Source organism: Pedobacter steynii, assembly GCF_900103665.1.
In the GTDB taxonomy this organism is placed as follows: domain Bacteria; phylum Bacteroidota; class Bacteroidia; order Sphingobacteriales; family Sphingobacteriaceae; genus Pedobacter; species Pedobacter steynii.
The window spans coordinates 27681-49296 of sequence record NZ_FNGY01000018.1; the positions used below are offsets into that span (position 1 = coordinate 27681).

Annotated in this window: 15 protein-coding genes; 8 read left to right on the plus strand and 7 right to left on the minus strand. The window is 42.6% G+C overall.

The genetic code is table 11. The features are described from left to right. Window positions 1–2: 2 nt before the first annotated feature. The gene (locus BLQ87_RS31860; protein ID WP_083362171.1) at window positions 3–6386 is read left to right on the plus strand and encodes an alpha-2-macroglobulin family protein; all 6384 of its coding nucleotides are present in this window, start codon (window positions 3–5) and stop codon (window positions 6384–6386) included. A gap of 102 nt (window positions 6387–6488) precedes the next feature. On the opposite strand, the gene BLQ87_RS31865 is transcribed toward BLQ87_RS31860, so the two are convergent. Together BLQ87_RS31865 and BLQ87_RS31870 are read right to left on the minus strand one after the other, a co-directional pair. Continuing rightward, on the minus strand, window positions 6489–7592 hold the full coding sequence (locus BLQ87_RS31865; protein ID WP_074612956.1) for a DNA alkylation repair protein: 1104 nt from the start codon (window positions 7590–7592) through the stop codon (window positions 6489–6491). A gap of 18 nt (window positions 7593–7610) precedes the next feature. Continuing rightward, window positions 7611–8459: an AraC family transcriptional regulator gene (locus BLQ87_RS31870; protein ID WP_074612957.1), complete on the minus strand. Its 849-nt coding sequence runs from the start codon at window positions 8457–8459 to the stop codon at window positions 7611–7613. A 135-nt stretch (window positions 8460–8594) separates the two neighbouring features. Between BLQ87_RS31870 and BLQ87_RS31875 the strand changes: the two genes are divergently transcribed. Together BLQ87_RS31875 and BLQ87_RS31880 are read left to right on the plus strand one after the other, a co-directional pair. After that, complete coding sequence (locus BLQ87_RS31875; RefSeq protein ID WP_074612958.1) at window positions 8595–9596, plus strand: zinc-binding dehydrogenase; 1002 nt, start codon at window positions 8595–8597, stop codon at window positions 9594–9596. 44 nt (window positions 9597–9640) lie between these two features. Then, the gene (locus BLQ87_RS31880; protein ID WP_074612959.1) at window positions 9641–10129 is read left to right on the plus strand and encodes a cupin domain-containing protein; all 489 of its coding nucleotides are present in this window, start codon (window positions 9641–9643) and stop codon (window positions 10127–10129) included. A gap of 50 nt (window positions 10130–10179) precedes the next feature. On the opposite strand, the gene BLQ87_RS31885 is transcribed toward BLQ87_RS31880, so the two are convergent. Continuing rightward, window positions 10180–11001, minus strand: coding sequence for an NHL repeat-containing protein (locus tag BLQ87_RS31885; RefSeq protein ID WP_074612960.1), 822 nt, complete (start codon window positions 10999–11001; stop codon window positions 10180–10182). Between the two features lie 392 nt (window positions 11002–11393). Here BLQ87_RS31885 and BLQ87_RS31890 point away from each other — a divergent pair, with 392 nt between their 5' ends. The 3 genes from BLQ87_RS31890 to BLQ87_RS31900 are packed head-to-tail and all read left to right on the plus strand — an operon-like array spanning window position 11394 to window position 14319. After that, window positions 11394–12539: a glycoside hydrolase family 88/105 protein gene (locus tag BLQ87_RS31890; RefSeq protein WP_074612961.1), complete on the plus strand. Its 1146-nt coding sequence runs from the start codon at window positions 11394–11396 to the stop codon at window positions 12537–12539. Window positions 12540–12575: 36 nt separating this feature from the next. Continuing rightward, on the plus strand, window positions 12576–13877 hold the full coding sequence (locus BLQ87_RS31895; RefSeq protein WP_245723970.1) for a PQQ-dependent sugar dehydrogenase: 1302 nt from the start codon (window positions 12576–12578) through the stop codon (window positions 13875–13877). Window positions 13878–13884: 7 nt separating this feature from the next. After that, entirely contained in the window at window positions 13885–14319 is a 435-nt protein-coding gene (locus BLQ87_RS31900) for a c-type cytochrome (RefSeq protein WP_074613008.1), read from the plus strand. Between the two features lie 9 nt (window positions 14320–14328). On the opposite strand, the gene BLQ87_RS31905 is transcribed toward BLQ87_RS31900, so the two are convergent. From BLQ87_RS31905 to BLQ87_RS31915, 3 genes are all read right to left on the minus strand, one after another. Then, window positions 14329–15024, minus strand: a complete 696-nt coding sequence (locus BLQ87_RS31905) for a type 1 glutamine amidotransferase (protein WP_074612963.1) — start codon at window positions 15022–15024, stop codon at window positions 14329–14331. Between the two features lie 2 nt (window positions 15025–15026). Next, entirely contained in the window at window positions 15027–15758 is a 732-nt protein-coding gene (locus BLQ87_RS31910; protein WP_074612964.1) for a YggS family pyridoxal phosphate-dependent enzyme, read from the minus strand. 94 nt (window positions 15759–15852) lie between these two features. Then, window positions 15853–16086, minus strand: coding sequence for a thioredoxin family protein (locus BLQ87_RS31915; protein WP_074612965.1), 234 nt, complete (start codon window positions 16084–16086; stop codon window positions 15853–15855). A 545-nt stretch (window positions 16087–16631) separates the two neighbouring features. Here BLQ87_RS31915 and eboC point away from each other — a divergent pair. Beyond that, window positions 16632–17525, plus strand: a complete 894-nt coding sequence (gene eboC / locus BLQ87_RS31920; RefSeq protein WP_245723971.1) for a UbiA-like protein EboC — start codon at window positions 16632–16634, stop codon at window positions 17523–17525. Here eboC and BLQ87_RS31925 read toward each other — a convergent pair. After that, window positions 17518–18963 (minus strand): PQQ-dependent sugar dehydrogenase, encoded by a 1446-nt coding sequence (locus BLQ87_RS31925; protein WP_074612966.1) that lies wholly within the window; start codon window positions 18961–18963, stop codon window positions 17518–17520. The genes eboC and BLQ87_RS31925 overlap by 8 nt on opposite strands. Before the next feature lie 226 nt (window positions 18964–19189). On the opposite strand from BLQ87_RS31925, the gene BLQ87_RS31930 reads away from it, so the two are divergent. Then, the gene (locus BLQ87_RS31930) at window positions 19190–21574 is read left to right on the plus strand and encodes a phosphocholine-specific phospholipase C (protein ID WP_074612967.1); all 2385 of its coding nucleotides are present in this window, start codon (window positions 19190–19192) and stop codon (window positions 21572–21574) included. Window positions 21575–21616 lie beyond the last annotated feature (42 nt).

Here is a 21616-nt window from a genome sequence, read left to right on the forward strand (position 1 = left end):
TTATGAAAGTTACGCTACGCATCTCTTTTTTAATCCTCTGCTTTGTTTCTATCGCTCAAAGTAGCTTTTCACAACAACCTACTGCAAACAATTATATGAAAGAATTCGATAAAATAGATTCTTTGGCCAGCATTGCTCAGGCGAATAAAGCCTTACCCATTCTTGAAAAATTGAATCAGCAGGCCAGGACACAAGGCAACGCGCCTATGCTGGTAAAGTCAGTGATTTATCGCATGCTATTCCAAAGTTATCTGAAGGAAGATGCTTTTGAAGAAATTCTGAATGACCTGCGGAAAGACATCAGGCAGGCAAAGCAACCTGAAAAAAGTATTTTGCAATCCTTGCTCGCAGAAACGTATTGGAAGTATTATCAGGAGAACCGGTATCGCATTGCGAACCGGACTATGGTCGAAACGAAACTCAGTGACGAGATCGGTACCTGGTCTATCAGGCAAATCACCAATGAAACGGCAAAAACATACCTCAGCTCCCTTTCCGAAGCCAGCCTTTTACAAAAGATTAAAGTTGGCGTATTTAATGACATCCTCATTGGCGACAGCAGTAACCGCGCATTAAGACCAAGTCTTTACGATCTTCTGGCCCACCGTGCACTGGACGTGTTTATGAATCCTCAGATCGACATCAGCAATACGGACATGGAGGGCATCAATTTCGATGATCCCATCTGGTTTTCTGACTACAAGACATTTTCAGCGATAAAAATCCCACAGGCAGACAGCAGTTATTTCTCCGCAGAAGCGCTAAAGCTATTCCAGCAGCTCCTTAAATTACAGAACCAGCAAAACAATACGGCAGCCCTGACAGATATAGAACTTAAGAGACTAAAGTTCATCTACGGAAGAACTGCTGATGAACATAAAGACAGTTTGTATTTCAATGCATTGGAAGCCCTGGCAAAAACAGTGGAAAGCAATCCATTACATGCGGATATATTGTTCCAACAGGCGGAGATCTACAAAAACGGAGGCCTGCAAGACAGCAGCAAGCAAAATCTGGTCAAGGCTATAGCATTGTTGGAAAAAGCGATTAAAACCTATCCGGAGAGTCAGGGCGCAAAAAATGCAGCCAATTCAATCCGGGTCATCAACACGGAAACGATAACAGTCCAGATAAAACAGGCCAATCTTCCAGAGCGGCCGATTCAGTTTTTAATCAGCTACAAAAACATAGACACCGCACATTTAAAACTATATAAGATTCCTGCGGCCGAAGACGAGTCCTATGTAGATTTCCGGAACGGAGATGCGTATCAGCTTTTTCTGAAAAAAGAAAAGCCCTTCAGGAGCTGGTCTGTCCCACTCCCTTCCTTAAAGGATTACCAGGAGCATCACTTATCGGATCGGATGGAGGCCCTTCCAATGGGGAATTACCTGCTGATCGCTCAAAACACTTTCGATCAAAAACAGGAAGAATACACCAATAGTCTCAATCAATTCAGGGTTACCGCACTTGCTGTGAACAACAGATCATTCTCGGAAGACTCCACGCAATACATCGTTTCCAATAGTCTTAGTGGGAAATTTTTAAAAAACGCAACTGTTTTGGAAATAAATGAACGCCACGATCCCAAAACACTGTTGCCGTACAAGAGTACGCTGTTAAAAACAGATGAAAATGGCAGCGTAATTTCTAAGCAGAATCCGAATGTCAGAAAAGTACAGATCAGTTATAAAGGGGACACACTTTTGATCAATGCTTCAAACCGCTATTACTACTACAGAGATGAGGACGAGAAAGAACAAGTCATCCTATTTACTGATCGCCCTATTTATCGTCCCGGACAAACGGTGTTCTATAAGGGACTCCTCATCAAAAAAAAGCTTACAAAAAATAGTATTGTAGCAGGAGTAAAACTCGATGTCAGCTTCAACGATGTAAATGGCAAAGAGCTCGAAGAAGTATCAGTAACCACCAACGAGTATGGTACATTTCAGGGTTCTTTTAGTATCCCTATGGGAAAGATGAACGGCAGCATGGAGTTAAGTACCATTTATGGAGGTATCCAGGTGCAGGTAGAAGAATACAAGCGTCCGAGCTTTGAAGTTGTCTTTGACAAGTCCAATCAGAAGTACAAACTGAACGACAGCATTCTGGTTAAAGGGAATGCAACGGCCTATTCCGGCTACGCGGTAGGTGCTGGAAAGGTTAAGTATACTATTTTCAGAAATAGCAGGTTTCCTTATTACCATTACGGTTCCAGAGGAGAATCGACAAAGCAAATCGCCATTGGACAGACGGAGACCAAAGCAGATGGAAGTTTTAGCTTCCGCTTCTTTGCAAGTACAGGGCAGACAAGGGCAGATCTATACAATTATTTAATTAAGGTAGAAGTCACCGATATTAACGGAGAGACCAGAACCGGAACCAAAGATATTAATGCAGGATATAAAGACCTGCTGTTAGATATCGCCTTACCGCAACAGCTTTTCTTAAGTTCAAAAGCAGATAGCATCCCGTTCAGCATCACCAACCTGAACGGAGAACCCATAAAAGCAACATTAAAATCTGAATGGTTTTTATTGGAATCTCCGGGAAGAGTGCCCAACAAAAATCCCTTTACCATCAAACCGGAAAAATATACACTTTCCAAAGCTGAATTTATTAAGGCTTTTCCAAATGAAGCCTATGCAGGAGACGACATTCCTTTAAACTGGCCAGCACAAAAAATTGATTTTGCACAAGACATCAGTGCTGAGCAGGGAGATGGAAACCTGACACTAAATGCAAAACAATTGAGCCCTGGTTTTTATAAAGTGAAATTCAATGCTATCAATGAAGATCAGGAACGTATTGATGTGGAGAAAGTGGTCCGGATCTACCATCCTGAAGCGAGTGCTATACTTGCTGAACAAGAATGGCTGGTAGCAGAAAAAACCCAGATTTCTCCAACTGAAAGCGCCATCTTCAGATTGGCAGGAACAACATCCTCCGGAACGGCTTATTACGAAGTTTACTACAAAAACAAAATTGTGGATAAAATGTGGATAACCGTTTCAACCAAACAAAACATCATTAAAATCAGCCCTAAAGCGGAATACCAGGGCGGCTTTGCCGTTCAGTTTACACTTATTCAAAATGGTATTGTTTACAACTCCCAGCAAACGGTAAATATTATTGATCCGGAAAAAGCATTAGACATTAAATTCTTAACCTTCCGAAACAAATTACAGCCCGGTGAAAAAGAAAGCTGGAAACTACGCATCAGCAGTAAAACAGGAGAAAAACAGATGGCAGAGCTCGCCGCTACACTCTATGATGCTTCGCTCGATGAACTTAAAAAGATGGACTGGAATAAATCCCTGGAACATACTTACGACTATAGCCGTTATTCCTGGTCATCGGAACAAAACAACATCAGGGCCGGACATAAACTGTGGTTCCTACATGATGGCGACTATTATTTTTCTGAGATATTCCGAAAATATGAAGACCTGAATCTCTTTGGATATAGTTATTATGGCGGCGGCTACAACCCCGGTTATCGTAATTATCTGAATAAAATAAATGCCAGAAGCATCTCTGAAAAAGGGCTTAAAAGGTTGGCAGAATTAGAAAAAGGAACATTGCTATACGGTGTCGTCACCGATGAAGAAGGCTTTAGTTTGCCTGGAGTAAGTGTAAAGTGCGGAAAAATAAATGCGGTTACTGATGCATATGGCATCTACAAGATCAATGCCCTTCCCGGCCAGCAAATAGAATTCAGAGCACTCGGATTTAAAACATTTACGGTAAAAGCAGGTAAACAAAAAAGGATGGATGTGAGCTTAAGGCCGGATGGCTCAGGTCTGAATGAGGTAGTCGTTACGGGATATGCAGCCCAAAAGAAAAGCTTGAAAACTGCCTCTTCCATCGTGTTGCGTGGAGTATCCACGTTGATGGGAAAGGCCGCCGGTCTGGTTAGCGAAGCTGCTCCGGCTGCAGCTGTGGTTGCTGACGAAAAGGTTTATGATTTTGTAGCGATCAATGCATACGATCCAAAAAACAATACCTTAATTATCAATGGAAAAGCCGTAAGAGGTCTCGATAAAATTGTACCGAGAACGAATTTCAATGAAACCGCTTTCTTTTATCCTCAGTTGCACACCGACAAAAACGGAGAGATTCAAATTGACTTTACCATTCCTCAATCTTTAACCCGCTATAAAATGCTGGGCTTTGCACACACCAAAGACCTAAAAACAGCCAATATCAGTCGCGAGCTCATTACTCAGAAACAACTGGCCATCTCTGCAAATACCCCACGTTTCTTCCGCGAAGGGGATACCATCCTGTTTACCGCAAAGCTGAATAACCTCAGTGGAAAAGCATTAAAAGGAGATGCCCTGCTGGAATTGAGGGATGCAGTTACTAACAAAGTTATCCACATTATGTCTGCAGGTGTCAAAGAAGGACAAAACTTTGAAGTTGCAAACAAAGGCAATGAGGTATTAAGATGGTCCTTGCAAATCCCTTCAGGTATTGCTGCCATCACCTATAAAATCATCGCGCAATCCGGCAAGTACAGTGATGGAGAAGAAATGACCATTCCTGTACTTCCAAATGGCATGCTCCTTACAGAGACCATGCCACTGAACGTCCGTGGAAATACCAGCAAGACTTTTAACATGGAGAAACTGCTGAAATCAGGCTCCTCCAAAACCTTAAAAAATCAAAGCTTAGCGTTGGAATTTACGGCCAATCCGGTGTGGTATGCCGTACAAGCGCTTCCTTATTTAATGGAATATCCTTACGAATGTGCAGAACAAACCTTCAGTCGTTTTTACGCGAATAGCTTTGCAACAGGAATTATCAACAGCAGTCCCAAAATAAAGCAGGTCTTTACCCGCTGGCAACAGGAAAAAGATGGGTCAGCATTGTTGTCCAATCTGGAGAAAAATCCGGAACTGAAATCTATTCTGCTGGAAGAAACGCCCTGGGTAAAAGATGCAGGTGAAGAAACTGCACGAAAAAAACGACTGGCGTTGTTGTTTGACCTGAACAGGATGACCTATGAATTGAAAGGCAATTTTGAGAAACTGGAAAACATGCAGCATTCCAATGGCGCCTTCGCCTGGTTTAACGGCATGGCCGATGACCGTTACATCACCCAACACATTGTTTTGGGTATGGGACAGCTAAAGCGGTTGAAGATGGTAGACGAGAAAGCCTATCCCGGCTTCCCAAAGATGCTGAATAAAGCCATCATTTACCTGGACGGGAAACTAAAAGATGATTTCCAGAGAGAAGTAGCGGGAAAAGGCACGGCCTACCTCCCATTGCACTACCTGTACGCAAGGAGTTATACCAATCAAAAGAACAATGATCCGCTCTTTAAAAAGGCAGTAGCCCATTACCTTAACAAGGTAAAAACGGGCTGGAGGAGCATGGATGCTTATCAACGCGGTCAGGCGGCCCTGGTCTTGGCCAGAAATGGAAATAAACCAGAAGCAATGAACATTGTCCGCTTTTTAAAAGAAAGCGCACGTAAGAACGAAGAAATGGGCATGTACTGGGACAACAACCGCAACGGTTGGTGGTGGTATCAAAGCCCGATCGAAACGCAATCATTGCTGATCGAAGTGTTTGATGAAGTAGCCAATGATGCAGAATCGGTAGAGGAAATGAAAATATGGTTGTTAAAGAACAAGCAGACCAACGACTGGAAAACCACGAAGGCTACTGCTGCTGCCTGTTATTCCTTACTCCTTCGCGGAACGGGTATGCTGGAAGAATCCGCAACACCTGAAATCTCCATCGGAAATCAAACCCTGGCAGAGTTAGGCCTGGACGATACGAAGAAAGAAGCAGGAACCGGTTACCAGAAACTGACCATTGCCGGAGAAAATGTAAAACCAGAGATGGGCAAAATTGAAGTTAAAAACAATAGCAAAACCATCGCCTGGGGAGGGGTATACTGGCAATATTTTGAACAACTTGATAAAATCACTCCCGCAGAAACCGGCGTTAAAATTAAAAAAGAACTGTTTTTACAGAAACAATCAGCCAAAGGCGATGTACTCACCCTATTGAGCCCAACAAACGTATTGACTCCCGGCGACCTGCTCAAGGTCAGAATAGAAATTCGTGCCGACAGAGACATGGAATACATCCATTTGAAGGACATGCGCTCTTCCGGGTTTGAACCGGTAAATGTGATTTCCACTTACAAGTATCAGGACGGACTGGGTTATTACGAGAGCACTAAAGATGCCTCCACCAATTTCTTTATCAGTTACCTCAGGAAAGGCGTATATGTGTTTGAATATGCATTACGGGTAAGTCATGCGGGGAATTTCTCCAATGGAATTACGAGCTTACAGTCGATGTATGCACCGGAATTCAGTACCCATTCTGCAGGAATAAGGGTTACAGTGAAGCCTCAGTAAACAAAGTACCTGCTGTCTGAATTTGTTTCAGACAGCAGGTCTACTGATCAACGGCGAATACGCCCCTCAACAGCCGATATTTTGTTACCCCTTAAATTCTAATTACAGGCTAAGTTCAAAATCCAGCACTTCTTTCTCTTCTCCATTCACGATCACCGACAGTTGTTGCAGGCCCGGATAAAATTTCCTGGTCGTAATCAATTTAAAACTTTGCTTCCGTGAAACCTTTACTTTTTCACCTGCCTGATAGATTTTCTCACTAATCTTGAACACCTTCTTTGATAAAGTGCCATTTTGTCGCCGGTAATACAATCCATACTCTAACCGGATGATCTGTTCTTTCTGCTCCTGATTATGGAGGTAGTAAGAGAAATGCAAATCGCCACCAATCAAAGTCACCGGCGTTGAGATCTCAAATTCAGTGATCTGAATGTCTTTACTTTCCAGGCCGTAATGTTTCAATATTTCCGGATGTCCCTGCTTCAGCAATGTCCTGCAACCATGTTTGATGATGGCGTCCGTTTCTTTATGCAATCCTTTCCATCGTTTTGCCATCTCAATAACAATATCAGGGTTATCCTTTGCAATGTCATTGATGTGGTTAGCTACACTCCTCCTCACCCATTCTGAAGGATCGTTTTTCAGATTTTCCAACAGCGGCAAAACCGGGGCAGGATTCTTTTTAAGCTCCGGCAAAGCCATCGCCCATGGCAGTCTCGGTCTGGTTCCCTCACTGGATAAGCGTCTCACCTTATGGCTTTCATGAAGAGACCATGCCGTCATCTGCGCCAGCATCCGATCTCCATATTTCAGGATGAAGGGTCTTACCGAAAATTCGCAGCTCACAAACTGAGTAATGAACTCGATCGCTCTCACCGAGTTTTCATAATCGTTCATTCCATAAGTTTCTATATAATCCGGCAGAAACATAAACGCCAGTCCGTCTTCTCCGGTTTTATTTTTCCGAAGCCCGGTAATGATTTCAAAAAGCAGGTCTACGGTTTCCCCATAATCTTCAGGAAGAAAAGGATGTAATATCTGAGCCGTATGCTTCATCCTTGCTTTTAGTTCTTTATGCTCAAAATCTTTATCAAAGATCTGGGTGACAAACTTCTTTTTATCAAAAGAAGAAACGGTTTCCAGGAGGACATCAGACAACCTGTCGTAAAATGCCGGCGAATATATATCTTTAAGTAAGCTACTCATAATTGATTTTTAATAGGATTAAGCTGCAGTTATTTTGTTCCTGATTTCGCGCATTCCGCGGTGGTAATACTTTTTCATCATTTTATTCAAATGACTACTGTCCGTAAATCCCAGTTCATTTGCAATTTCTTTAAATGAACTGGAGGTCAGTGCTGCACGGGCTTCTGCAATTTTCAGTTTCGATCTGAGGATATAGTCGCGAAAGCTCTCATTTGCATTTCTTTTGAAATATTCACTAAAATAAGTTTCAGCAATGTGAAAACGGGAGGAAATTCCTTCTACACTTACCTTTTCCTGATCCAGCAGGTTAAAGTGAATGAAATGGAGCATGTTTACAAATCGTTTATCAGAAAAAGACTGGCCATGGAGCAATTGTTTTTCAATATTCCTGGAAATGATCACCAATATGGAGACCAATAGATTTTGCACTAAAAACACCGAGCAGTTGTTATCACTATAATGTTCTGAAACAATGAGGTTAAGCAAGGATTTTACATGTTCTTTATCTGTTGGATTGCCAATCAGTCCGGCCTCTCCCTGGTCATAATTTCCTATAATAAAATTGAGCCGGTTAAACCAGTCGCTATAATTTACGGAGCTGGACTGGTGATAGGTAGAGAAATAAGTGCTGGTAAAGCGAACAAAAAGAAAACGTGTCTGCTTTTTAATCCGGTAACCATTGCAACTTGCAGATGGCAATAGAAAAACCTCCCCTTTCGCATAAGGATGAACGCTCTGATTTACATACTGCTCTCCTTCCCCATCCAATATATACACCAGTTCAAAGAAATTGCTCGCTCTATCGCGCTTCTCCCAGCTATTATGTGTTTCAATGCTCACAGAGAAATTTTCGTGGTTAATTTCCATGCTGCAAGATAAGACATAACGCGGCTTAAAATTAAACATCCAATCAATTTACTGCTTTTTCCTCTTGCCATACCTATCGGCAGAATAGAATATCCGCAATTTTGCAATCCACTATTCAGCAATAACTTATACCGCATGAAAGCAGCAGTTTTAGATCAGCATAATTTCACACAACAGGTAGGAGAACTACAAATTCCCGAAATTTTACCATATCATGTTTTAATCAAAATTAAGGCAGCGAGTATCAATCACCATGAACTCTGGTCCATTAAAGAGCAAAGTAAACAAAGTCCTGTTTCGATCATTATGGGCTCTGATGGCGCAGGAGAAATAGTAGCGCTTGGTCTTCATAGTAATCCCGAACTGATGGGGCAGCAGGTAATCATTAACCCATCGATAGACTGGGGTAATGATTACCGGACTTTCAGCAAAGACTACCATATCCTCGGCTTTCCTCAACAGGGCACTTTTGCAGAATATCTGTCCATCCATGAACGCTATGTAGCTAAAAAACCCGAACACCTCAGCTTTGAGGAAGCCGCAGGAATTCCCCTTGCCGGTCTGACTGCCTATAGGGCATTATTTACAAAAGGACAGATCAGAAAAGACAACAAGGTGCTCATTACAGGAATCGGTGGCGGTGCAGCCCTGCTGGCATTGGCTTTTGCCGTCCATGCCGGAGCAGAAGTATATGTAAGTTCCGGAAATGACGATAAATTAGCTGCCGCCCTAAGACTGGGGGCAAAAGGAGGCGTAAATTATAAAACCGAGGGCTGGGCCGAAAAGCTACTCAAAGCTTCAGGAGGTTTTGACCTCATCATAGACAGTGCCTCCGGTCCCGGATTCTCAGATCTGGTTTACCTGGCCAATCCCGGCGCAAGAATCGTCCTCTACGGAAGAACAGCAGGCATGCTTCCTCCTCTCGATCCGCAGCAAATCTTTCTGAAACAGCTTTCCATTCTGGGAACCAGTATGGGCAATGAAGAAGAGTTTGATGCAATGGTAAAATTTGTCGGCCTCCATCAGATTAAGCCGGTAATCGATTCTTCTTATCCATTGGCAGAGATCCAGCAGGCGTTTGAAAAGATGAAATCAGGAGATCAGTTCGGAAAGATCATCATCAATATCCCTTCATAAATCAACTCAATTGAAATCATTCAAGATAAGCACCCTATATAAATATGACCAAGATGGCCGCCATTCCAAGAAGGATAGTAACGGGGCATAAAGATGGCCTTTCTGTAATTGTCGAAGATAAAAAAGTGACCAATGTTTCTGAACACATCCCCGGATTGATCATTTCAGACATCTGGGCAACGAATACCATGCCTGTACACCTGAATCAGGACATCAGTGTAGAAAACACGCTTGTTCCCAATCCACCTGCAAACGGCACCTATTTCAGATACGTAAGCATTCCTCCGGATAAAGATCTGGGCATTCCGGAGATGACTAAAGAAAATGGTCCGCATCCTTTAATGCATCAAACAGAAACATTAGACTATATCATCATCCTGTCCGGGGAGATCTATTTAATTCTCGATGAGGAAGAAACCCTGTTGAAAACCGGGGATATCGTCATTCAAAAGGCAACAAATCATGCCTGGAGCAACCGGTCGGAACACCCCTGCATCCAGCTGGCCATTTTAATCGATGCCGATCAAGGTTAAAATTTAGCCCATAACACCGCTGAAATAAGCCTTTAGCACACGCTAAAGGTTTATTTTAACTGGTAGGCCATTACCGTCTTTTTAAAAAAAGTAGGGATGTAAACGATCTTTTTCACCGGATCATATCCGATATCTGCAGTATTCTTCTTTTCCAGATGGGTATCGAGCAAAAGTTCGCATCTTCCATCGGCATAAACATAATACACATATCCCGCCCAGCTGGAACAGATAAAATCGCCATTTCCGATCGGCTCCAACCCATCTCCCCAATCCGGCAATTCTGCAATCTTGCTGATCTTCTTCCCGGCATCGGCTTTCAAAAAGCTTTTTCCACCAAGGATGTACAGGTCTTCGCCAATTGCCTTTAAGCCATTTACTCCATTGATGCTATCCAGGTATATCGAGGGAACATCATTCTCAATCTTATAAATTCTTTTGGTTCTGGAATCTGAGACATAAACAATTCCCTCCCCGTTCACGGTGATGTCGTTCAGGAATTTGGTGTTTTCTATCGGAATCTTACGAAGCACTTTTGCTTTGGCAATGTCGATCACGACCACATCGGTCAGGTCTGCGGCATACATCAGGTTTCCAAATATGGCCAGCCCTTTCGGAGAATTTAGTCCTGAAATCCAGTTAAGGTCGATTACTTTTCCGTCCGGTTTGATTTTTCCAATACCTCCAATTCCATCCTTATCATTCGCATTATTTCCCATAATGGATACATACAAGACTTTTGCTTTTAAATCAGGCAAAACCGATTCAGGCAGGTTTACAACACTGTCGGTTTCCCAGAGTTTTGATAGGCTATGCTGTGCTTTCAATTGTAAAGACAGGGTAATGATTAAAATCAGAGAGAAATACTTTTTCATTGGAATATATTTGGTTGTTATTGGTTTTCAAAGGTTATCAAAAGTGCACAAGCCCGGTTTAAAACTTACGAAGCGATCATGATCTCAATCCTTCATCTTATTCTCTAATCTGTAAGGTCATAAAAGTTTCAGCAGTGTAAAATTGTTATTCACAAGTTAGGAAAATCTTTCATCACTTATTATTTTATCACCGGTAATACTGCAATTGAATAATTATTGAATTAAAATTACTGTTCCAATTTAGCTAATTAGTAAACCATATTAACAAGAATTGTCGATAATTCCACTAAATGAGCAAAACAGATGCGCTCCTACCTTTTCTTCGTTTTCCAAAAATCAAATAAAAGCTAACTTTAAATACCTAAACAGGTAAACATCACAGCCAAATCCCCATGAATAAAAATACTTTCTTAGGTATAACCGGTCTTATATCTTGCTTTTTCTTTTCGGGAATAGCTCTGCTGCAGGCCCAGTCAAAATCTGCAGATTTAAAAAACTGGCCAAAGGGTAGTTCTCCCAAAGAAATCGGCACCAGGGTAGCTGACCATTTTGTTGTTACCCCACATACCAATTTTGGCAAACCCACTCCACCAAAGGTGATCACTTATCCCGAATCCTGTACCTGGTATGGTGCATTGACTTTTGCCAAAGCCAGCGGAAATAAAAAACTAACCAGGGATCTTGCGGAACGCTTTGAACCCTTATTTGGAGTAGAGTCAAAGATGATCCCCGTACCCGACCATGTGGATTACTGTGTTTTTGGTGCCGTCCCTCTCGAGTTGTATCTCCAGACAAACGATAAAAAATACCTTGATCTTGGAATCTCTATTGCAGAGAAGCAATGGGGGCCGCCGGAAGGGCCACGTGTGAAGGAGGAATCCCACGAGTTTTACAAACAAGGTTATACCTGGCAAACGAGGTTATGGATCGACGACATGTATATGATCACCGCATTGCAGGCCCAGGCATTCCGTGCGACAGGAAATCAAAAATATATTGATCGGGCAGCAAAAGAAATGGTATTCTATCTGGATCAGCTCCAGAAGCCCAATGGCTTATTTTACCATGCTCCGGATGTTCCTTTTTATTGGGGCAGAGGAGATGGATGGATGGCCGCCGGGATGACAGAGCTTTTGAGCTCCATGCCGAAAAATAATCCAAACAGGGAACGGATCATGAAGGGCTATACCGATATGATGGCCTCTTTACTAAAATACCAGGGAAAGAACGGCATGTGGAACCAGCTGATTGACGATCCTGAAGCATGGGCAGAAACCTCGGCAACCGGAATGTTTACTTTCGCCATGATTACCGGTGTTAAAAAAGGATGGCTGGATAAAGAGATTTATGGAAAAGCCGCCAGGAATGGCTGGTTGGGGCTCGTTTCATATATCAACGAAAATTCGGAAGTTACTGAGGTTTGCGAAGGGACAAATAAAAAGAACGACCGTCAGTATTACCTGGACCGGAAGCGCAATACCGGCGACCTGCATGGACAAGCACCAATCCTATGGTGTGCAACGGCATTATTGCGTTAAACCAGCCACAAGAAACTGATGAAATTGATAAGGAATATGATGATAAAGAAACTAATGATCATTCCGCTGCTTACTGCCGGAATTTTCTGCTCCCTATATGCTTTTAAAAACAACCCTTCCGCAGGCAGACAGATTCATCCACCAACAACTGACCCAGATAACGCAGGCTTAAAACTTCCTTCCGGATTTGGGGCTTTAGTGGTGGCCGACAGTATTGGCAAAGCAAGACATCTGGTCGTAACCAAAGAAGGGAACCTGTATGTAAAGCTGGCAAAACCAGTTAAAGAGAAAGGAATCATTTACCTCAAAGATAAAAACGGCGATGGCCGGATGGACGAGCAAAGCGGTTTTGGAAATTATGGCGGAACCGGCCTTTACCTAAAAGATGGGGTATTGTATGCTTCTTCAAACGACGAGGTTTTCAGTTACCAACTTGACGAAAAAAATGAGGTGTCCAATCAGAATAACCCATCAAAGCTGATCACTAAATTAAAAAAAGGAAGGCAGCATGATACCAAATCTATTGTCTTAGACAATTCCGGGAATATCTATGTCAACATTGGTGCATATTCCAATTCCTGTCAGGAGAAAGACCGTACCCCCGGATCTCCAGGAATGAAAGGTTGTCCGATATTAGATTCTGCCGGGGGGATATGGCAGTTTAAAGCCAATAAGCTGAATCAAAGCTATGGTGATGGCATTCGTTACGCCACAGGAATAAGAAATGTGGTGGGCTTAGACTGGAATCAGCAAAACAATACCTTATTTGTGATGCAGCATGGCCGTGATCAGCTCAATGGTCTTTGGCCGGATCTATATGATGAAAAAAAATCGGCCTTGCTTCCTGCAGAATGCCTGTATATGCTCAAAAAAGGAGACAATGCCGGCTGGCCTTATATATATTACGACCAGTATCAAAAGAAAAACATACAGGCACCTGAATATGGAGGGGATGGCAAAAAGGAAGGCAGTAAGGAATATATTAATCCTGCATTGGCATTTCCCGGTCACCTTGCTCCCAACGGATTGTTGTTTTATACCGGAAATCAGTTTCCGGAGAAATATAGAAATGGTGCTTTTATCGCCTTTCATGGCTCCTGGAACCGGACTCCGGAAAAACAGGAAGGCTTTTATGTCGTGTTTGCCCCATTTAAAGATGGACAACCGACCGGAGAATGGGAAATATTTGCAGATGGCTTTGCCGGAACAGACAATGTGATGTCGCCCAGAGATGCCAAACATCGCCCTTGCGGACTTGCACAGGGACCGGATGGCTCTCTTTACGTAACTGATGATGTTAAAGGCACCGTATACCGGATTTTATACAACGGAAAATAAAATGTTTATGAAGAAGCTCCTCCTTACCGCGCTATTGGTACTCCCCTTAGCGTTTTTTGCACAAGCTCAAAAAACAAATAAAGCGATATCCAGTCCCGCAGCGGCAAGAGATCAAATATTAGAAGGAAAGAAAGTTTATTCTAAATTCTGCGCTTCCTGTCATCAGTTAGATGGCGGGGGCGTTCCCAATTTAAATCCTCCTTTAAGTAAAACAACCTATGTACTTGGAGATAAAAGCAGACTGATCAAAATTATCCTGAACGGCTCTAATGAAAGTCTGGAAATTGATGGGGAAACCTATTCCAACCCTATGCCACAGCTGGACATCCTCAAAGATCAGGAAATTGCAGATGTGCTGACCTATATCCGGAATAGCTTTGGTAATAAAGCTACTGCGGTTACTTCCCCGGAAGTAAAAGCACAGCGATCAAAGAAAAAATAAAGGAACTGGTTAGAGGATAAATTTGTTCAGTATAGCTTCCAGAAGTTGATGGCCCTGATGAAAATGAGCCAGTTCTTTAAGTATGGTAGTTTCATCCTGGATAAATGATCCGGGGATCAGTTCAGTCCGCCCCTCTTCCACCATGCTGTTTATGGAATCCGTGTTTACCTCCAGATGGAACTGCAAAGCAAGTACATGCTCCTGGTATAAAAATGCCTGGTTGCGATTGGCTGCTGAGGACAATAAATCATAAGCCCCATAAGGAATTTCAAATTGATCACCATGCCAGTGGAATACCATAGGCTGATCTTTGAACAAGGATTCAAACCAGGGAATTCTTGCTGCCGCAGGAGTCGGATAAACGGGATACCAACCGATTTCTTTATGCCTTGCTGTGTTTACGAACGCCCCCAGACAAAGGGCAATCAACTGTGCTCCGAGACAAATTCCCATCACCTTTTTCCCTGCAGTGATCGCATCTTCAATGAAAATTTTCTCTGCATGAAGCCATGGATACAGATGATCGTCATATACGCCCATTGGCCCACCCATAACCACCAGCACATCGACATCATCAAGCTTTGGAAGGATCGGATTTTCTTCATAAAAACGAGTTGCGGTAACCTGAAATCCTTTGGTCTCTAACCAGGTTCCGATATACCCTAAACCTTCAAAAGACACATGTTGAAAATAATGTACGTTCATATTTAGTTTTTTGTTTCATTCCAATAATAACTATCCGGATATATTCTTGGTCCAAAGATCGCCGTCCCAATCCTGATGATCGTTGCGCCCTCTTCGATTGCAGTTTCCAGATCCCCACTCATTCCCATGGACAATTCTTTCATTTCTACGCCCGGAATTCCCTCCTGCCTGATCTGATCACTCAGCTTTTTTAACAACTGAAAGGAAGGTCTTACTTTTTCTGCATCCGCATCGAACAGTCCGATGGTCATGAGCCCCTTAATCTTTAAAGTATCATACTTTGCTGTTTCCCTCACAAATGCGAATGCTGCTTCCGGAGCCAACCCGAATTTACTGTTTTCATAAGAAGTATTAACCTGTATCAATATATCTAGACATCTCCCCTCAGCTTGTAACCGTTTGTCCAGCTGCTGTACAAGCTCCATTCTATCAACGGATTGGATACAGCTTACGTATTTCAACACCTCCTTGATTTTGTTGCTTTGCAGGTGCCCAATAAAATGAGCCTGATGAGGAATACCAGTCAGATCAAGGTATTTTTCTTTCAGTTCCTGTACTTTATTTTCGGCGATAAGGGTTTCACCCAACAACAAAGCCTGTCTTATCTTTTCTGCGGAAACCGTTTTTGTAGCCAGTAACAGTTTTACCGTCCCGGGTATTCTACCAGCTTTCAGCGCTTCATGAGCGATTCGCTGGTGGATAATACTCAGGTTATTTTTGATAATTTCATTCATAGATCAGCCCCCCGTTATCTTAATTTTTAATACGAAAAAGCTCAGGTGACCGAAGCCTTATTCAGCACCTGAAAACTTTTACCCGGAGCGGAGATTATCCTTTTACATCCTCCATAGACGCACCAAAATTAAGGTGCAACACATTGCCGTTTGCGGTAAGCAAAGCCGGCACAGATTTTACCCCTGCTTTTTCAGCTTCTTCAATCCGGTTTCTGGCTTCTCCAAGGTGAACTACTTCCACTTTGTCTTCGCCAATAAGGGCTATAATTTCCTGCTCTGCACTTAAACATACGGGGCATCCTGCGTGATAAAAAATTGATTTTGCCATTTTATTAAAGTTTAAATTATAAATTCGTTAATATTAATAATCAGGACAAAGTTTGTGAATCCTGACCTGATATAAATCATCCAGTTTTTAACAAAACTGATGGTCCAGATTTCAACATCGCAGGAAATATTCGGGAAAATCATAAAAACGCGAATCAAAATAGAGCTGATTTGTATTATAACCCAGTTTTTTCTTCTATAAAGCTTCGTATGGGACAGTAAGAATATCCTCCGTACCGGGGATGATATTCCGTCGTACTGAGTCCACCTCTAGTCCATCGTGAGTCCACGTTGAGTCCACGTTTTACCGAAAAAAGCCGGACTCACTGTGCATTTGCCCTTGAGTTTCCCTGGACTCAACGAAAACTCTCCCTACCGGTGGTCCAGCTTAACACGAAAAATACACAAGAAAAGGCCGGTTAAAGTAACCAAATCATATTTTTATATGTTTATTTGTATTTAAATACCAACCTAAACCTATTTTTAATTGTTATACTGCGGGATAATCGTTTTTTATCAACAAAATCTGCTTTAAACTTAAATTCCTTGACGAACCAACTGGCTTATATCAAGATCATGCGTCCGGCAAACCTGGTGACCTCTGTTGCTGATGTTCTTGCCGGAGTAGCCATTTCAGGTTATTTTTTAACAACAGAATTTGAGATCCAACATGTATTTCCCATCCTGTTGCTTTGTATTTCTACGATAGGTTTATATAGTGGAGGAGTCATCTTCAACGACGTATTTGATGCCGAAAGAGATTTAAAAGAACGACCAGACCGCCCGATTCCCAGTGGAAGTATCACGAAAAAAGATGCAGCGGTGTTTGGCGGAATTTGCTTTACTGTCGGAATTATGGCAGCAGCAATGGTTAACCTGACGGCTTTGGCGCTGGCAGGTCTGATTATGATTGCAGCACTTACCTACGATAAATGGTCTAAACATATGACCGTAACTGGTCCGATCAATATGGGCCTATGCCGGGGCATGAACCTGCTTTTAGGCGTAAGCATATTTTCCCGTTATCCGGAGATCTGGTGGCTGGTGATTGCAACCATTCCTATCGTATATATTGCCTCCCTCACGATCATTAACCGAAGAAAAGGAAATGAAAAAAGTAAGGGCACACTTTACCTTGCCGCCTTTCTTTATGCTTTTGTCATTGCCTGCATCCTCTTCATCGCGCATAGCAAAGGATTTTTCCTGCTGACCATTGTATTTGTGATTCCTTTCTACCTGATGATTTTTAACCCCTTGTTTAAAACACTTGACGATCCCATTGGAAAGAACATCGGGAAATCGGTAAAAGCAGGAGTAATTGCGCTGATCCTATTGAATGCGGCCTGGGCCAGTGCCTTTGGCATCTGGTACATCGCACTGATCATTGTGGCCTTACTCCCGCTGTCCTTATGGTTAAATAAAACCTTTACTGTTAATTAACAGGGACCAGTTTATAAACGATACCCGGAGATTCTACCGCAATATAGATGAAGCCATCCGGTGCCATCCTCACATCCCTGAGTCTTCCAATGTTCTTGAAAAGAATTTCTTCTTTAACCACTTTATTATTTTTTAATACACTTCTGTTCAGGTATTCGAAACGTAAAGAACCCGTAAGCAGGTTTCCTTCCCATCCCTTATAACGACTTCCGGTAACAAAGGCCATCCCACTTGGACCTATAGAAGGAATCCAATAATGCAAAGGAGCGGTGATCCCCTCTTTTTCAGAAATATTACTGATGATCTTTCCATTATAGTTGATGCCATAAGTCGCTATTGGCCAGCCATAATTTTTACCGGGCTGGATGATATTGATTTCATCACCACCTCTCGGACCATGCTCATTCTCCCAAATGGCACCCGTTTGAGGATGAATGGTCATCCCCTGAGGATTGCGGTTCCCATAAGTAAAAATAGAAGCCTCTGCACCTTCAGTTTTTACAAAAGGATTATCGGAAGGAATGCTTCCGTCGCTTTTTATCCGATGGATCTTTCCAAGGTCATTTCCCTTGATCTCCTGAGGATTTTGTTTTTCATTTCCTCTTTCTCCAACAGAAATATACAAATAGCCGTCTTTTCCGAACTGCATTCTCGAGCCATAATGGAGCTGGGTTCTGGACCAGGGCTTGGCGACAAAAATATCCTGCTGATCTTTTAATTCATTTCCTTCCAACCTTGCTTTCAGGATTGCAGTCGTGGCCAATACCTTTCCTTCTTCAGTTTTAAATTTAGAGTACGACAAGTAAATGAATTTATTGCTGGCAAAAGCAGGATCAGGAACTACGTCCATCAAACCTCCCTGCCCTTTGGCCAATACCTCCGGAGCACCACTGATGGGCTGCAAAGATTGATCTTTTTTCACTTTGTAGAACTTGCCATTGCGATCTGTAACCAGCAATTCATCACCGGGCAGAAAGGCCATACCCCATGGGATATCCAGTCCTTTTGCGACCGTATCCAGACGAATGGTCAGTTCTTCTGTTTTAAAAATATTGCTGACAGGTTTCTTTCCTGCGCCATAACGGTCTACATTTTTTATTCCTTTCAGGATATAATCTGAAAGTTCTCTGATCTCTTTATCGGTAAATGTCGAATCAAAGGCAGGCATTCCTTCATTCGCGTATCCGTTCTTTATCGCTTTAAAAAGGTCCTCTTTTGTATTTCCATGTTTCCATTGGCGGTCGACAAAAGCGTCCATCTTTTCCCCGTGGCAACCACCGCAATAATTCCGGTAGTTCAATTCCGCTTTTTCCTGCAAACGATAACCTGGATTAGAAGCGGGTAGCATTGGCGGATGTACAGTTGCTTTATCTTCAGAACTCAAAATTGAAGTCAATACTCCACCAATAACCAGCGCGCCGCCAAGATACTTTATCATAAGAAATTTAGTTTAGGTGTTTAAAGCTGTAAAATAGCATAAAAATGTGAATAAATAATGTCCGGATCTACCCACCATGGTTAAGCAATCTGATCAAAAATGTTAAGCGAAGATGATCAATCCACGTAGGGTAACATCTTAAGCGTTATTGCTTTCATTTTCCTTTCAAAAAATTATTTTTAATCTTCAATCTTGTTACATTTGGATATACACACAAACAAATACAATGGATTCAAGAAGATCATTTTTAAAAAAGGCAGCCTTGCTATCCGGGGCCGCCGGACTCCCTAATGTTATTCCAATGTCGATCCAAAAGGCGATGGCCATCAGTGCCGACCCGGGATCTACATTTTATGACGCCGAACATGTCGTTTTTCTAATGCAGGAAAACAGGTCATTTGACCATATGTTTGGAAAATTAAAGGGTGTCCGTGGCTTTAATGACCCCAGAACCTTTACCCTTCCTGACCAGAACAAGGTATGGCTTCAGAAAGATGCGGAAGGAAAAACATATGCGCCCTTTCATGTCGACATCAATAAAACTAAAATCACCTGGCAGGGCGGCCTTCCTCATTCCTGGACGGATCAGCTGGCAGCACGCAACAATGGAAATTACGACAAATGGGTGCCGGTAAAATCACATATGTGTCTGGGTTATTACGACCGTACCGATGTGCCTTTTTATTATGCCATGGCTGATGCTTTTACCATATGTGACCATAACTTTTGCTCTTCCTTAACCGGAACTACGCCAAACCGCTTGTTTTTCTGGAGTGGAACGATCCGCCCTGAACAAAACGGAACATCTGTAGCCGCAGTCAACAACTCCCAGGCAGAATCCCGTGAAAACGCTTACGTGGACTGGGAAACTTTCCCTGAATTGCTGGAGGACAATGAGGTCAGCTGGAAAATTTATCAGAATGAGATCTGGACCGCCGATTTAAAGGGAGATAGCGTAGACGACTGGTTGGGAAATTATGGCGATAATGCGATCGAATATGTAAAACGATATAACGTTAAACTCTCTGCCTACTTTAGAAAAAACGGAGATCAATCCAGTAAACCAGCTTTAAGCGCTGCAGAAGTAACAGAAAAATACAATAAACTATCAGACCGGGAGAAAAACCTCATCGATAAAGCTTTTGCAACCAATATCAACGCGCCTGAAAATTACCTGGAGCTCGCTCCATTTTCATTTACTGATGACCAGGGAAAGCAGCAAACACTGAACATCCCTAAAAATGATATTTTCCACCAGTTCCGCGCTGATGTAGACAATGGAAAGCTACCTACTGTATCCTGGCTGGTTGCGCCACAAAGGTTCTCGGACCATACGAGTTCTCCTTTATATGGCACCTGGTATGTTTCTGAAGCGATAGACATCCTGACCAAAAACCCGGAAGTATGGAAGAAAACAATTTTCATCCTGACCTATGATGAGAATGATGGTTATTTTGACCACATTCCTCCTTATGTTGTCCCTAAACCCGGGGATGCTGCTACAGGAAAAGTTTCGGACAAGATTGATATCGCTGCCGACTACGAATCAAAAAAAGACAGTCCGATTGGATTGGGATACCGTGTACCGATGTTGGTGGCTTCTCCATGGAGTAAAGGTGGATATGTAAATTCCCAGGTATTTGACCATACCTCCTGCCTGATGTTCCTGGAAAACTTCCTTGGGAAAAAGACGGGTAAAAAGATCAAAAGCAGTACGATCAGCAGCTGGAGAAGGAGCATCTGCGGAGACCTGACTTCAGTATTCAGGCCTGCAAAAGCAGATCAGTCAAACCCGGTTAGTCCCTTAAAAAGAGAGGCTGTGATTAAGGGAATCCAGAATGCAAAAAACAAGCCGGCCCAGGTAAAACCCGATCCTTTAACACAAGAGCAGATTAAACAGATCAATGCGCTCCCGGCTTTTGCTCCTAACTCTCCTTCAGCCATGCCGCAGCAGGAAAAAGGAACACGCCCTGCTTGTGCACTTCCTTATCAGCCCTTTGCTGAAGCCGCATTGAATGCTGCAACACAGACCATTCAGGTTGACTTTGAATCTGGAAAGGGAAATTTCGGACAGAAACTCGTTCCTGTAGGCACCCCATTTCTGATGTACAGTCCAGCGCTTTATCAGGGAAAAACAGGAAAAACATGGTCGTATGCACTCAGCTCCGGCGACAAAATCGGCGATACACTGAAACTGTCAGATTTTGAAAAAGATACTTATCATTTGTGTATCAGTGGTCCGAACGGTTTTTTCCGCCAGTTTAAAGGAAACAAAAATGATCCTGCATTGAAAATCCGTTGCGAATATGAAGCTTCGGGAATGCTGACAAAGAAGTTAACCGGAAACGTTCAGTTGATCCTTGAAAATGAAGGAACAAAAGAACTAAAGCTTACTGTTAAGGACAATACTTACGAAAAGAATAAAACAAAGGAAATCACCTTATCTGCCAAAGGAAAGGCGAAGATCATTGTTGATTTGCAGAAAAGTGCTTCCTGGTATGACTTTAGTCTTCACATCAAGGGGCATGAAGCATTCAGTAAACAATATGCAGGCCATGTAGAAACCGGCGAAGAAGGAATCACAGACCCATATATGGGCGGAGTATTATAAAATAACGGAAGATCTGTTCCCTGCACGGGAGGAAAACATTGC

Excerpts from the sequence above, each read along its gene's own strand:
- BLQ87_RS31880 (WP_074612959.1), top strand. The coding sequence starts at position 9,641 with ATGACCAAGATGGCCGCCATTCCAAGAAGGATAGTAACGGGGCATAAA.
- BLQ87_RS31905 (WP_074612963.1), bottom strand. The coding sequence starts at position 15,024 with ATGAACGTACATTATTTTCAACATGTGTCTTTTGAAGGTTTAGGGTAT.
- BLQ87_RS31885 (WP_074612960.1), bottom strand. The coding sequence starts at position 11,001 with ATGAAAAAGTATTTCTCTCTGATTTTAATCATTACCCTGTCTTTACAA.
- BLQ87_RS31915 (WP_074612965.1), bottom strand. The coding sequence starts at position 16,086 with ATGGCAAAATCAATTTTTTATCACGCAGGATGCCCCGTATGTTTAAGT.
- BLQ87_RS31930 (WP_074612967.1), top strand. The coding sequence starts at position 19,190 with ATGGATTCAAGAAGATCATTTTTAAAAAAGGCAGCCTTGCTATCCGGG.
- BLQ87_RS31910 (WP_074612964.1), bottom strand. The coding sequence starts at position 15,758 with ATGAATGAAATTATCAAAAATAACCTGAGTATTATCCACCAGCGAATC.
- BLQ87_RS31860 (WP_083362171.1), top strand. The coding sequence starts at position 3 with ATGAAAGTTACGCTACGCATCTCTTTTTTAATCCTCTGCTTTGTTTCT.
- BLQ87_RS31925 (WP_074612966.1), bottom strand. The coding sequence starts at position 18,963 with ATGATAAAGTATCTTGGCGGCGCGCTGGTTATTGGTGGAGTATTGACT.
- BLQ87_RS31870 (WP_074612957.1), bottom strand. The coding sequence starts at position 8,459 with ATGGAAATTAACCACGAAAATTTCTCTGTGAGCATTGAAACACATAAT.
- BLQ87_RS31895 (WP_245723970.1), top strand. The coding sequence starts at position 12,576 with ATGATGATAAAGAAACTAATGATCATTCCGCTGCTTACTGCCGGAATT.
- BLQ87_RS31890 (WP_074612961.1), top strand. The coding sequence starts at position 11,394 with ATGAATAAAAATACTTTCTTAGGTATAACCGGTCTTATATCTTGCTTT.
- BLQ87_RS31900 (WP_074613008.1), top strand. The coding sequence starts at position 13,885 with ATGAAGAAGCTCCTCCTTACCGCGCTATTGGTACTCCCCTTAGCGTTT.
- BLQ87_RS31875 (WP_074612958.1), top strand. The coding sequence starts at position 8,595 with ATGAAAGCAGCAGTTTTAGATCAGCATAATTTCACACAACAGGTAGGA.
- BLQ87_RS31865 (WP_074612956.1), bottom strand. The coding sequence starts at position 7,592 with ATGAGTAGCTTACTTAAAGATATATATTCGCCGGCATTTTACGACAGG.